Raw genomic sequence first — 12,593 nt, forward strand, 5'->3', positions numbered from 1 at the left:
GGCGTACCCCTTACGTACTGGCAGACGGTCGTCTACGTATTAGTAGCGAAGGTGACAGCGATGTACTTGAAGAACGACGTTAACGTGGAGTTGAACGTTGTTAAAACGAAAGAGGAGGCGGACGAATGACAGTCGGAGAATTAATCGAACGCTTAAAAGAATTCGATGCTAACGGAATTGTATACGTAGAAGACACGGAGGAAGGCGAAATGGTCGAAGTAGATAGCGCATACCGCATCGTCTATACACACGAAGGAATCGGTGATATTGACGTACTTATCACAATGAAGGACGAATAGGAGGCGGAATAATGAGGTACGAGAAGGATTACGTTATCTTAGTCGACGGTGAGCCTAACCGATATTACAAGGACAGTCAGATAAAAACGTATATGACGAGGGCAAACGCGGAGAAGGAAGCGCGGAGAATAATGCACAACTATACGAAAGCAGAAGTCGGTAAATTCGCAGCTAAGGAATTGCAGGAGATAACGAAGGAGGCGGAAGAATGAAACACAACACATATTCGGCAATAACGGCAATTGTTACGTTGATATTTCTAGCGTTATTCTTTATCACGGAAGACTTCGATTTCGCGGTAATGACGATATTATCCGCAATAACTTCCGCGGAGTACGGAATCAGACACGAAATAGAAAAGGGGAGTCGATAATTTGACGGAAGCGCTAAACGCATTATACGGCAAGCAATCGGAAGTAAACGGTATAGACATCGAAGCAATCGCGGAGGAGTTCATCGCTACATTAAACGCAGTACACTCGAAGGCTGAAACGTGGGACAACGCGCTAGACACGCAGATACATCGATGGTATGCGGATGCGCCTAACGTATTTCCGAAGAAGCCGTACTACTCACCGTCAAGCGCGAATAGCTGTCCGCGTGAACTCTATATGAAGGCGATAGGCGCGAAGAAGGACGCCTTTCCGAAGCCTCCGCATCAAGGACGCTGGCAATCGGTCGGTACAAAAATCGGCGATATTATACAACGCGATTTACTCTACGCTGAACGTAATTTAAAGACGCGATTCCGTTTCGAGAAAGACGCGCAAGGGCGTCCGATGTTTGAAGACTTCGCTAAGACGAACAAACCGGTCACACACGAAGGTCATTCGTTCTACCTATTCGGATTGCCCGACGGCATTATGGAATACACGCAGGACGACGGTACGGTGCTACGTATCGGACTCGAAGTCAAGAGTAAACAAACAACGTCAGCACGTACGTCGCTATACTCGATGCGTGAACCCGACGCCAAGCACGTCAAGCAGACGATAGCCTATTCGGAAATGTACGGAGTCGATCACTTCATCATCCTCTACGTTAACGCGTCGAAAAAAGGATGGGTCATATCGGAGGAAGACGCTATCAAGACGCCTGACATTCGCGCATTCGGCTTGACGTTTACCGACGCAGATAGAGCGGAACTATTCGATTATCTAACGTCAGTCAGCGAGGCAGTCCGTACGAAGACGCCACCGCCGATAGACTTATCGAATTTCACGTTCAACAACTTCAAGACAGCGTGCGCCTTATCGCTATCCGACGAGGAATACACCGGCATTAAAACGCAAGTCAAGGCGGTCATGCAGTCGGGGCTATCCGATAAGACGAAGCGAGATTACCGCGATGCGCTCGACTTTATTACGCAAACTAGAAACGGAGGCGGTCAATGATGAAGACGGAGAAACGTAAGGCTAACGTAGGTGAGCGCATTCTGATTACGGGCGCATTTTCCACAGGAGGTAGATACGCTAATGGCGATATTAGAACGGTTTACGATTCTTTCAGCGCAGGTATCTTTATAACAGAACACGGAGTCGGATTATTCCACTCTGAATACGAAGTCATCGTAGAAACACCGCCCGCACCGAAGAAGTCCGAACGCATCTCGGCACTCGAAACGGAAGTCGCTACGTTAAAAGCGAAAGTCGAGGCGCTGGAAGCCGCAGGCAAGTATCCGAATACCGCACGCTTCGAACGTGAGTCAGCGGAAGTCGACGAGATAGTGGCGGATATTAAACGCAAGGCAAAGCCGTCACTCGAAGCGTTATTAGCGACATACCCTACGCCGGAAAAATCGAAGAACGAGCAACGTGCTGACGTGATTAAGCGTGCGAAGGCGTTTGTGGCGGAACATACGCAAAAGAACGCCTTATCAGGGGGTATCGAAGGTATAGAGTTCGGGCGGGCCGTATGCGACGTAGAATTCATCGTCAATAAAGAAAAACGCGCAGTTACGTTACTAGCGAAAGGAGTAAATTCCGGTACGGTTCACAATAGAGGAATCGCCAAATGCGACCCGTCAGACGTATTCAACGCTGACATCGGAAAGGCTATCGCATTAGGGCGGGCGTTAGGCGTTGGCGTGGCGGAATTTACCAAGGCGGTTCAGCCTACGGAGGTTGTCGTGGGGCAAGTCGTTAAGTTCTTCGCATATAACGGCCGAGAGTTTGCTCCGGCTAGAATCGAAAAGGTTACGAATGGTAACGAGGTTATCGTCGAGGGGCTAGGGCGCTCGTACTTTGCCCCGCAGAAAACTGGCGACGTAATCACGGACGACACCGACGCCGAGTATTGAAAGGATGGATGACTATGTCGGAAGTGTGGAGAACGATAAAGGATTACGAAGGATATTACGAAGTTTCTAACTTGGGGAATGTCCGGTCATTAGCGAGGATCATTGTAGGAAAAGACGGATTGAAATACAACGTGGAACCAAAGGTCTTGAAAGCCGGTATAGGCGGGGCGGGTTACCCAACCGTCAGTYTACTTAAACACGGAAAACCAAAGACCTTTACTATCCACAGACTAGTAGCAGAGAGTTTTATACCTAATTTAGATAACAAGAGGACAGTTAACCATCAAGATAGGTGTAAAACTAACAACCATGTAAGCAATTTAGAGTGGGCTACGCACAGTGAAAACTACCGACACGCACTTGCTACAGGGTTTAATCCAGCGAGTTCAAACAAGAACGGAAAAGTGCAGGGCGAGAATAATTCTTCCGCAATATTAACTGAAGAAAATGTTAGGTTTATTAGGAAAAACACAATAGGCCACGGCGGTAATATTACGCGGCGAGAAATGGCTGACACTTTCGGGGTAGGTATAACGACAATCGCTAATATTTTATACAGGAGGAGTTGGAACCATGTTTCTTAAAATTCACAAAATTAAAGGGGGATTGGGAATTGGTGGGTTTTAAACATATAACACTCGCACTCGATCTTAGTTTAAAATCGTCAGGAATCGCAGTGATTGCGGTAACATCCGAAGGCATACCTATCATCCTTGAGGTTTCACATGTGCCCACACTCGCCATGCACTCACACGGTCGCCGACTATGTCAAATAAGCGACGAGATTGAGCGTTATTTCAAAGCGTACTCTCCGGAGCACGTCGTCCGGGAAAAGGGATTCTCGCGATTTCCGGCAGTAACGCAGGCGTTGTTCAAAGTCGTGGGATGTTCTGATATGGTGGCTCATATCTACGGGCATACCGTCGCAGAAATCCCGCCAACGACGGTCAAGAAGGCGATAACAGGCAGAGGTAAGGCAAGTAAGGGCGAAGTTGCGACAGAGGTCATGCGGATACTGCGTATCGAAGACGCGGACTACTTTGCTACGGACGACGAATCCGATAGTGCTGCGGTAGGCATCACGTATTTAATGCAAAAAGGAGTGATAACGATATGACATACGACTACGCTAAATTCGTTGACGCCTTAGAGAATAAGCAAGACGAAATTCGCCTCGATATCAAACGGGCGGAACGCAGGTTACTCGAATTACGTGAAGAAGAGAAGGCTACGCAAATCGCGATTGATAACGTAAAGCGCGAGCACCTAAAGACTAACGATAAATATTAAGCGAAGCATACGAAGGGGAGCGATTATTTGACAAATATTACGAAGAACAACGGGAAACGATCATTACCTTTCGATGAACCACGTCTAGTGGCGTTCATACAATCGGCAACACGTAACCATACGAAGTTAAACGTTAAAGAATATACGGAAAAAGCAATCGCTAATATCACCGCTAAACCGGAATACAAAGCGGAACAAATCACGCACCTGCTAACGATGCTAGCGCTTGAACGTATCGATATGGGTTCGCCCAACTGGACGTACGTAGCATCGTATATACATTCGCGTGAGTTATATAAACAAGCGAGTAAATCACGTGTGTATGACGCAGCTAAGAAATACGGCGACTTCTATTCGCTACTGACGGCATTAACTGACGGCGGTGTCTACTCTCCGTATCTACTCGAAACATATTCGAAAGAAGAGATACGCGAATTTGCCGGATTAATAGATTCAGAACGCGATAAGTTGTTCACGTATATCGGACTGAAAACGTTAAGCGATCGTTACCTTGCCCGTGATAAAGCGAAACAGACGTTTGAGTTACCGCAGGAACGTTGGTTAATAATCGCGATGCACTTGCAATCGAAAGAACCGGCTGACAAACGTATGGAATTCGTAAAAGAATCGTATTGGGCTCTAAGTAACCTGTACATGACGGTCGCTACTCCGACACTAACGAACGCAGGTAAGGCTTACGGTCAGCTATCGTCATGCTTTATTGATACGGTAGACGACTCGTTGCAAGCGATTAACGACAGTAACACAGATGTTGCGAACTTATCGAAAGCAGGCGGAGGCATTGGCGTTTATCTCGGTAAGGTACGTAGTCGCGGCTCGGATATTCGCGGACATAAAGGCGCATCGAGCGGTGTGATTCCGTGGATGAAGCAACTTAACAATACGGCAGTCAGCGTAGACCAATTAGGACAACGACAAGGCGCTATCGCAACGTACTTAGACGTATGGCACAAAGACATATTCGCCTTCCTCGACGTGAGGCTGAACAACGGCGACGAACGCATGAGAACGCACGATTTATTCACAGGCGTATGCTTACCGGATGTATTCATGGAGCAAGTCGAGAAGCGCGCCGAATGGTACTTATTCGATCCGCATGAAGTCCGCACGGTGACGGGGTATTCGTTGGAAGACTTTTACGACGAGTCTAAAGGCGAAGGTACATTCCGTGAGAAATACGAAGAGTGCGTACAGAACGTAAACATTTCGAAAGAGCGCGTAGCTGCCATCGATATCATGAAACGTATTATGCGCAGTCAACTTGAAACGGGTATGCCGTATATGTTCTACCGCGATGAAGTGAACCGAATGAATCCGAATAAGCACGAAGGCATCGTTTACTCGTCGAATTTATGTACGGAGATATTCCAAAACATGAGCGCAACAACGGTAGACGAAATCTATACGCAAGACGGCAAGATTATCACCGTTAAGACGCCGGGCGACTTCGTAGTATGTAACCTTTCGTCGATTAACTTAGGGCGCGCCGTAATTGATAACGTATTAGAACGCTTGATACCGATACAAGTTCGTATGCTAGATAACGTAATCGACTTAAATAACATCGAAGTTAAACAGGCGCAATTAACGAATCAGAAGTATCGAGCGATTGGCCTCGGAACATTCGGATGGCATCACCTGTTAGCGCTGAAAGGAATTCACTGGGAATCGGACGAGGCAGTCGAGTTCGCCGATGAACTTTACGAGCATATCGCATTCCTAACGATTCAATCGTCGATGGAACTTGCGGTAGAGAAAGGCGCGTACCCAGCGTTTGAAGGTAGCGAATGGCAAACGGGTGAGTACTTCGAGAAACGCGAATACCTAAACGACGAAGATTGGACGGAATTAATGGAACGAGTAGCCGAGTTCGGTATTCGTAACGGCTATCTAATGGCGGTTGCTCCGAATATGTCAACGGCAACTATCGCAGGGAGTACGGCAAGTATTGATCCGATATTCCAAATCGAATACAGCGAAGAAAAGAAAGACTATAAGATTCCGGTAACAGTTCCGGATATTAACTGGGAAACGTTCAGCTACTACAAGTCAGCGTATTTAATCGACCAACACTGGAGCATTAAGCAGAACGCAGCACGACAAMGCCACATCGACCAAGGCATATCGTTTAATATCTACGTCACAAATAAGATTCAAGCGAAAGAATTACTAGCGTTGCATATGGACGCGTGGGCATCGGGTATCAAGACGACATATTACACCCGTTCGACTTCGAGTGATATCGAGGAGTGCTCTTGGTGTTCTTCGTAAACTACAGTAGACACATATAGCGAAGTAGAAGGAGGTAAGCAGAATGAAGGAAATTGAGTTTTTGAAATTTAGATTAAGAGGAGAGTTCGCATCACGAATGGATGATAGTGACATTGTCGACATACTTGAAGTACTCCAATTAGCGGAAGAAAAAATTGGAAAACTACACAGTGAAAAACAGAGGCTTTACGGAAAACTGAACATCATTAGTGACGTTATTGAAAAAGGAAGAGAAGAAAGTCGTGAGTTTTAAGTCGCAGTACAGTGATACAGCGCCAATAAAGAAACGGAGGACGATGATTTGACGATAAACAAACGTAAGATTATGGATGTAAACGCACCTAACCGCTCAACAGGAATTATCAACGGTGAATCTTCGAATGTGCTGAACTGGGATGACGTAGCGCATTCGTGGGCTTACCCGAAGTATAAACGGATGCTCGCTAACTTTTGGGTACCTCACGAAGTTAGTATGACCGGCGATGTTAAGCAGTACCCTTCGCTAACCGATACCGAAAAGGACGCATTTTTAAAGATTATCGGACTACTTGCGTTACTTGACTCGATTCAGAGTGACTACGCAGGTAAAGTGGCGGAGTACCTAACGGATTCTTCGTTAAATGCGTTAATGATTATATTGGCGCAACAGGAGGTTATTCATAACCATTCGTATTCATACGTATTATCGTCGCTTGTTCCTAGTGGCACACAGAACGAGGTGTTCGATTACTGGCGGTCAGAACCGACTTTGCGTGAACGAAACGACTTTGTAACGGAAGGCTATCGAGCATTTGCGGAAGAACCTACGATAAAAAACTTCTTAGAATCAATCGTATATGACGTTATTCTCGAAGGATTATTCTTCTACAGCGGATTCGCGTTCTTCTACAACTTAGCGCGTAATCAGAAGATGGTCGCTACCTCTACGATGATAAATTTTATCAACCGTGACGAACAGTTACACGTCGATTTATTCGTTAAGATATTCCGTCAAGTATTAGCGGAGAATCCCGAGTACGACACGGATTCACTACGCCAATTCACAGTCGAGACTTTCCGCAAGGCTGCCGAATTAGAAATCGATTGGGGTCGCTCAATAATCGGAGACAAAATCGACGGTATATCGATGGACGATCTTGAGCAGTACGTTAAATTCTACGCTAACGTACGATGCAATCAGCTAGGCTACGGACATTCAGCGTTCCCTGACGCACCACGGAAGAATCCGATGAAGTGGATACGAGCGTATGAGGAAGTCGACCTCGGTAAATCCGATTTCTTCGAACAGAAGTCGCGTCAATACGTAAAGGTTAACGTACAGGATAACGGATTCGACGATTTATAAGAAACGGAGGTCGACGCTAATGAACGTAGAACACCCCGATATCACAAGCGCATTACTGACGGGCTACGAGCGGAAACATGCACCGCCTGTAGTCACCGTTTGGCAAGCGAAAGGCGTACCGAGTGAAGACGTATTTCCATATAAACCATTCGAAGGGGAGGACGATTAAATGGCGAAGAAATACGAGGATATCCGTTGGAGATGGTTAGAGGAACGCGGCTTTGACGTATTAGGCGACAAACATCAATATGCGTATATGCAGTCGCTATGGACTCCGCCTGCTATCGTTCAAGGCGTGTTCTGCGAAAGCCCAGCCGGAACTGGTAAGACAATGCTCGCGGTACTTGCCGGTGCTTATGCCGTTGAAAAAGGCGAATACGACCGCATTATCTATATCCGAAACACGGAAGTCGTCGGCAAGAATATCGGGTTCCTACCCGGTGATGGTAAAGAAAAAACTGACCCGCACATGTCGCCATTCATTAAAGCGCTCGACTACGTAAAGCCCGGCACATTCGAGAAGTTAGCGATGGACGAAAGAGCATTCGCAATTACACCGACATTTGAGCGAGGCGTCACGTACGACAAAGCGTTCATTATCTTGGACGAAGCTCAATCGATGTCGCTTACGGAATTGCAGACGATATACACTCGCGTAACTAATACGTGCAAGGTCGTAACTATCGGATCACTGCTGCAAATCGATGATGACCGTCTGAAACGATACGGCGGACTTACACCGTTCGAAATATACATGCGCCATTACGAAGGCGAAAAGGCGACGTTCCATAAACTCGTAACAAACTATCGCGGAGAATGGTCGAACCACGGCGACCGCGTAAAACATACGATTGAGGAGGTTAATGCCAATGCGTAAATACACGGTCGGAATAAACGTTAACCACATCGACGAATTAGAAGGCGTAGGCGGTAAGTTAAACGCCTTTCTCGCGTCAGTAGGCGATGGCGACCTCGATTTGCAACTGATGGTCAATCCGCATGGCGAGCAGTTTATGGAAACGAATGTAATCGGATTTGTACCGGACAATAGCGAATACGACGAAGACGATGACGAAGAGTATTACCCGGAAGATGAAACGGAGGACGACGAATAATGCGATATGAACACGGCACATACGGACCAAACGGTCACACGATTAACGAAATGAACGCGTTAGAACGAATTGCCGATGAATTACGAAAGCAGTCGCAAAGTGGGCTAGGCGGTAATCACGTATTACAAGCCGATTACACACACGCCATTCGCGAAACATTGCTCGCATACAACCGATTAGCAGCTAAAATCCCGAAGGAGGACGACGAATGAATAACGTAAACGAACACGACATCGAATTGAAACGCTTCTTTAAGGCAATGCCGAAAGGGGTTCCGCCGATGCAGGCGGATATCCTAACGGAAATGTACGAAATGCAACTAGACCTCGATTRCCGGATCATTAACGAAAGACGCGTAGATAAGACGGTTGACGAATGGGTAGTCGGATTGACTATCGCGATGGAATCGGAGATTGACGAAATCAGACGCGAAGTTAACTGGAAATGGTGGAAGAATCCGAAGGAAATCGATAAGGATGCGTTGCAAGGCGAGGTAATCGATATGTGGCATTTCCTATTATCGTTGTCACGCGAAGTCGGGATGTCGCCTGCGGATATTCACCGATTGTATATGGAGAAGAACGCGGAGAATCACGCTAGGCAGAACGGTGAGAGCGATAAGGAGGGATACATTGTCGAATAACAACACTTTCGAGTTCAAGGAGAACTACGAACGTCTGCCACGCGGAGGACCCTTAAAACCTATACTTTATCTTGTGTCGGAAAAAGGATGCCATGAAGTCATATCCCATTCAAAAGACCAAGATGGATATACTCGCGTTTGCCGAAGAGTGGGAGGTAAAAAGAAAATGGTTTACCTTCATAGAAAAGTTTACGAACAATGCGTCGGAGAAATACTGGAAGGTCATGTTGTCCGACATTCGTGCGACAATCCATCTTGTATTAACCCTAAACACCTTTCTATCGGAACAGTACAAGATAATACCGATGATAGAACTTCGAAAGGCCGACAGGCTAGAGGTGCGACTAACGGTAATACGAAACTCACTTCTGAACAAGTTTTATTAATTAGAGAAGATGAAAGACTAGCTAAGTTCGTTGCAAAAGATTTCGGAATATCAACCACCCATGTCTATTACATCCGAAATAAAGACAGTTGGAAGCACCTATAAGGAGGACGAATAATTGACGGAAAAGATAACGGTATTAAATAACGGATATGTACGCTTGCTAGACGTAATGGGTGACGACTTATCGGTCGTAAATAACGCCCGTGCTTCGTATGACAAGGGATCATCGGAATTGACAGACGGAGATAAACGACTGATAGCGTTCTTAGCCCGCGAGGGTCATTTAGCGCCATTCAGACACCCACGGCTACAATTCGAAGTATTCGCCCCACTCGTAATAGCCCGTCAATGGTGGCGATATGCAATTGATTCAGCGCACATCGAAGACGGTACGCCATGGTCGGAATCATCTCGCAGATACATTACGGAACAAACGGAATATTACTTACCTAACGCAGAAGAATGGCGTAGCAAACCGGCTAACTCGAAGCAAGGATCGGGCGCACCATTGACAGCCGAAGAAGGTATGCGATGGACTAAGCAACTACGCATAATGCAGGAGGCAGGCGAACGACTTTACGAAGAAGCGTTAGCTGCCGGAATTGCACCCGAACAGGCGCGTCTATTCATACCTGCGTATGGCTTAATGGTGAGATGGCGCTACACTGCGTCACTACAAGCCGTCTGTCACATGCTGAATCAGCGTTTAGCATCCGATAGCCAGTACGAATTCCAACAATATGCAAAGGCGGTACTCGAATTAACTCGTGAACATTTCCCGTTAAGCGTGGAAGCACTCGTTAAAACGAAAGGGGCGGAATAGATGACGATACTTAACGTAGGCAATAAAATCCGTTGCATCGCGCACTACAGCACGTCAACAACGAGAGGTAGCGTATATGAAATCGGTCGTGTAGACGGCGGTTCCACAACAGACGGGCGCATCACGTACCACTACGTAGATGACGATGCTGACGACGATAACATGGATACGATTTCACACGATAGCTTATCGAGTTACTTCGAAGTTGTGACGTCGTCTCCCGTAATAAAACTCGCATTCGTCGGTAAGATGCGCTCGGGTAAAGACACCGTAGCCACACGCCTAGTCACGCAATACGGCTTTCAATCGTTCGCATTCGGAACTGCGCTTAAGGCGAGCGCTCACGATATATTCCCGGACGTACCTCGCACACCGAAGCCACGCGCGCTCTACCAGTTTATGAACGTAATGCGCGAATACGACGAGGGCGTATGGATTAAACACGTTGAGCGTTCCGTCGAATATGCGCTTGACCGTAAGACAACGCAAGGCATCGTCATCACAGACGCGAGGCAAGCGAATGAAATCGATTGGGCTAGGCGTAACGGTTTTACGATTGTCCGCGTAGTAGCACCGGAAAGCGCCCGCATTGCAAGAGCGCAGGCAGTCGGTGATGTATTCGATTATGAAGCGTTGAGCCATCCGACAGAAACGGAAGTTGACGGATTTAACGTTGACGCAGAGATAGTTAATGACGGAGATTATGCGGAATTGGTGCGCAAGGTCGACGGACTTATCGAAGAGATACGGAAAGGGGCGAGCGTATGAGGATCCTAGAATTGTTCGCTGGCACACGGTCTATCGGTAAAGCGTTTGAGGCGCAAGGACACGAAGTATTCAGCGTTGAGTGGGACGAAAGGCATCCGGATATCGATTGGTACGTAGATATCGGTAATATAACAGCGCAGGACATTCTCGACCGGTTCGCTAAGCCTGACGTCATATGGGCGTCGCCCGACTGCACATCGTATTCCATCGCAGCAATATCGCATCATCGAACACGCGAAGAAAACGGAAACTTAGCGCCAAAGAGCGACTATGCGAAGTTGTCCGACGGCGTAAACGCTAATTTATTGCGATTAATCCGCGAATTAGACCCGACGTATTACTTCATCGAGAATCCACGCGGAGGTATGCGGAAAATGACGTTCATGCAAGACTTACCGCGTCATACCGTAACCTACTGCCAATACGGTGACACACGTATGAAACCGACGGATATATGGACGAATCATCCTTCGCCTGACTTCCGGCCGATGTGCAAAAACGGAATGCCGTGTCACGAAGCAGCGCCGCGAGGGTCGAAGACAGGTACGCAAGGCTTAAAGAACAGCCTCGAACGATCGCGCATACCTACGGACCTCTGCGAGCATATAGTCGCCATTAGTTCACGTTAACTTAAACCCGTCCCAACGCGTGCCATCGTGGTCAATCGGTCCAAGATACGTAAATCGATACGGACCATCTTCCGCCTTTAGCGCTAACTTCGCAAATACGGCACGCGCATATACGTAGCCGTCCTTCTGCACTTTAAGCGCTGCTGCGTTGGCAACCGTACGCGTGATGTCCTGCTTAACGATGGCGATCGTCATTTGCGCAGGGTCGACGGCAATATATAAATGCGCGGAATAGCCTTTAATGCCGATTTTAGCGCGGTACTCGGAAGACAACGCGAGGCGACCTTGCTTGTCAAGCGTGACCCATACGCCTCCACGACGTCCCTGTCCTACGACATCTACGTCGGTAATCGGCTCTAAATTGAATTGCGGTTTTACTTTAGACATATCGGAGTCCTCCTGTAATTTAACGTTTATAACGTAAGTATACGCTATGTGAACGGATTTATACAACTATTAAAACGGAAGTGGGCGATTAATTGACGCAGTTAAGCGAGGCTAAAGCGATATTACGTAACTACCACGCATTAAAAGAACGCAGATACGTCGGAGACACCAACGCCAGTGACACGCTTGTCGACTTCGAGATAGCCGTTGAAAGAGCGTCATTGACGGCTAGGCAAGCGGAGGCATTACGGCTTGTGTATATCGAGGATTTGACGCAGAAGGTCGCTGGGGAACGGATGGGTATCGGTCAAGACG

General features: G+C 47.3%; 22 protein-coding genes. 21 read left to right on the forward strand and 1 reads right to left on the reverse strand.

Annotation, left to right across the window (positions count from 1 at the left end; translation table 11 throughout):
• The first annotated feature begins 125 nt into the window (after window positions 1-125).
• Genes AC1DOS_RS05470 through AC1DOS_RS05565 form a run of 20 tightly spaced genes read left to right on the forward strand, consistent with a single transcriptional unit; the run spans window position 126 to window position 11,891 of the window.
• On the forward strand, window positions 126-299 hold the full coding sequence (locus AC1DOS_RS05470; protein WP_477536672.1) for a hypothetical protein: 174 nt from the start codon (window positions 126-128) through the stop codon (window positions 297-299).
• 11 nt (window positions 300-310) lie between these two features.
• The gene (locus tag AC1DOS_RS05475) at window positions 311-511 is read left to right on the forward strand and encodes a hypothetical protein (protein ID WP_477536673.1); all 201 of its coding nucleotides are present in this window, start codon (window positions 311-313) and stop codon (window positions 509-511) included.
• Window positions 508-672 carry a hypothetical protein gene (locus AC1DOS_RS05480; RefSeq protein ID WP_477536674.1) on the forward strand — a complete coding sequence of 55 codons (165 nt, stop codon included), beginning with the start codon at window positions 508-510 and terminating at the stop codon, window positions 670-672. Before AC1DOS_RS05475 ends, AC1DOS_RS05480 begins: the two co-directional genes overlap by 4 nt.
• 1 nt (window position 673) lies before the next feature.
• Entirely contained in the window at window positions 674-1,693 is a 1,020-nt protein-coding gene (locus AC1DOS_RS05485) for a hypothetical protein (protein WP_477536675.1), read from the forward strand.
• On the forward strand, window positions 1,690-2,598 hold the full coding sequence (locus tag AC1DOS_RS05490) for a hypothetical protein (RefSeq protein ID WP_477536676.1): 909 nt from the start codon (window positions 1,690-1,692) through the stop codon (window positions 2,596-2,598). The genes AC1DOS_RS05485 and AC1DOS_RS05490 overlap by 4 nt, the downstream gene beginning before the upstream one ends.
• A 14-nt stretch (window positions 2,599-2,612) precedes the next feature.
• Window positions 2,613-3,182 (forward strand): NUMOD4 domain-containing protein, encoded by a 570-nt coding sequence (locus AC1DOS_RS05495; RefSeq protein WP_477536677.1) that lies wholly within the window; start codon window positions 2,613-2,615, stop codon window positions 3,180-3,182.
• A 32-nt stretch (window positions 3,183-3,214) separates the two neighbouring features.
• Window positions 3,215-3,715, forward strand: coding sequence for a crossover junction endodeoxyribonuclease RuvC (locus tag AC1DOS_RS05500; RefSeq protein WP_477536695.1), 501 nt, complete (start codon window positions 3,215-3,217; stop codon window positions 3,713-3,715).
• Window positions 3,712-3,888, forward strand: coding sequence for a hypothetical protein (locus AC1DOS_RS05505; RefSeq protein ID WP_477536678.1), 177 nt, complete (start codon window positions 3,712-3,714; stop codon window positions 3,886-3,888). Before AC1DOS_RS05500 ends, AC1DOS_RS05505 begins: the two co-directional genes overlap by 4 nt.
• A gap of 27 nt (window positions 3,889-3,915) precedes the next feature.
• Window positions 3,916-6,180, forward strand: coding sequence for a ribonucleoside-diphosphate reductase subunit alpha (locus AC1DOS_RS05510; RefSeq protein ID WP_477536679.1), 2,265 nt, complete (start codon window positions 3,916-3,918; stop codon window positions 6,178-6,180).
• 43 nt (window positions 6,181-6,223) lie between these two features.
• Window positions 6,224-6,433 (forward strand): hypothetical protein, encoded by a 210-nt coding sequence (locus tag AC1DOS_RS05515; protein ID WP_477536680.1) that lies wholly within the window; start codon window positions 6,224-6,226, stop codon window positions 6,431-6,433.
• 48 nt (window positions 6,434-6,481) lie between these two features.
• Window positions 6,482-7,525 (forward strand): ribonucleotide-diphosphate reductase subunit beta, encoded by a 1,044-nt coding sequence (locus AC1DOS_RS05520; protein ID WP_477536681.1) that lies wholly within the window; start codon window positions 6,482-6,484, stop codon window positions 7,523-7,525.
• A 19-nt stretch (window positions 7,526-7,544) separates the two neighbouring features.
• A complete protein-coding gene (locus tag AC1DOS_RS05525; RefSeq protein ID WP_477536682.1) occupies window positions 7,545-7,694 on the forward strand; it encodes a hypothetical protein in 150 nt (49 codons plus the stop codon).
• Window positions 7,695-8,402, forward strand: a complete 708-nt coding sequence (locus AC1DOS_RS05530; RefSeq protein ID WP_477536683.1) for a PhoH family protein — start codon at window positions 7,695-7,697, stop codon at window positions 8,400-8,402.
• On the forward strand, window positions 8,395-8,640 hold the full coding sequence (locus AC1DOS_RS05535) for a hypothetical protein (protein WP_477536684.1): 246 nt from the start codon (window positions 8,395-8,397) through the stop codon (window positions 8,638-8,640). The genes AC1DOS_RS05530 and AC1DOS_RS05535 overlap by 8 nt, the downstream gene beginning before the upstream one ends.
• On the forward strand, window positions 8,640-8,852 hold the full coding sequence (locus tag AC1DOS_RS05540) for a hypothetical protein (RefSeq protein WP_477536685.1): 213 nt from the start codon (window positions 8,640-8,642) through the stop codon (window positions 8,850-8,852). Before AC1DOS_RS05535 ends, AC1DOS_RS05540 begins: the two co-directional genes overlap by 1 nt.
• Complete coding sequence (locus AC1DOS_RS05545; RefSeq protein WP_477536686.1) at window positions 8,849-9,283, forward strand: dUTPase; 435 nt, start codon at window positions 8,849-8,851, stop codon at window positions 9,281-9,283. The genes AC1DOS_RS05540 and AC1DOS_RS05545 overlap by 4 nt, the downstream gene beginning before the upstream one ends.
• Window positions 9,273-9,773 carry an HNH endonuclease signature motif containing protein gene (locus tag AC1DOS_RS05550; RefSeq protein ID WP_477536687.1) on the forward strand — a complete coding sequence of 167 codons (501 nt, stop codon included), beginning with the start codon at window positions 9,273-9,275 and terminating at the stop codon, window positions 9,771-9,773. Before AC1DOS_RS05545 ends, AC1DOS_RS05550 begins: the two co-directional genes overlap by 11 nt.
• Window positions 9,774-9,786: 13 nt before the next feature.
• Window positions 9,787-10,494: an FAD-dependent thymidylate synthase gene (gene thyX, locus AC1DOS_RS05555; RefSeq protein ID WP_477536688.1), complete on the forward strand. Its 708-nt coding sequence runs from the start codon at window positions 9,787-9,789 to the stop codon at window positions 10,492-10,494.
• Complete coding sequence (locus tag AC1DOS_RS05560) at window positions 10,495-11,262, forward strand: nucleoside/nucleotide kinase family protein (protein WP_477536689.1); 768 nt, start codon at window positions 10,495-10,497, stop codon at window positions 11,260-11,262.
• On the forward strand, window positions 11,259-11,891 hold the full coding sequence (locus AC1DOS_RS05565) for a DNA cytosine methyltransferase (RefSeq protein ID WP_477536690.1): 633 nt from the start codon (window positions 11,259-11,261) through the stop codon (window positions 11,889-11,891). Before AC1DOS_RS05560 ends, AC1DOS_RS05565 begins: the two co-directional genes overlap by 4 nt.
• Here the strand turns inward: AC1DOS_RS05565 and AC1DOS_RS05570 are convergent.
• A complete protein-coding gene (locus AC1DOS_RS05570) occupies window positions 11,883-12,278 on the reverse strand; it encodes a hypothetical protein (RefSeq protein WP_477536691.1) in 396 nt (131 codons plus the stop codon). The two genes, AC1DOS_RS05565 and AC1DOS_RS05570, sit on opposite strands and share 9 nt — an antisense overlap.
• Window positions 12,279-12,370: 92 nt before the next feature.
• Here AC1DOS_RS05570 and AC1DOS_RS05575 point away from each other — a divergent pair.
• The coding region (locus AC1DOS_RS05575; RefSeq protein ID WP_477536692.1) for a sigma factor-like helix-turn-helix DNA-binding protein at window positions 12,371-12,593 on the forward strand (223 nt) is incomplete at its 3' end.

Source organism: Paenisporosarcina sp. P5_A11 (assembly GCF_056400705.1).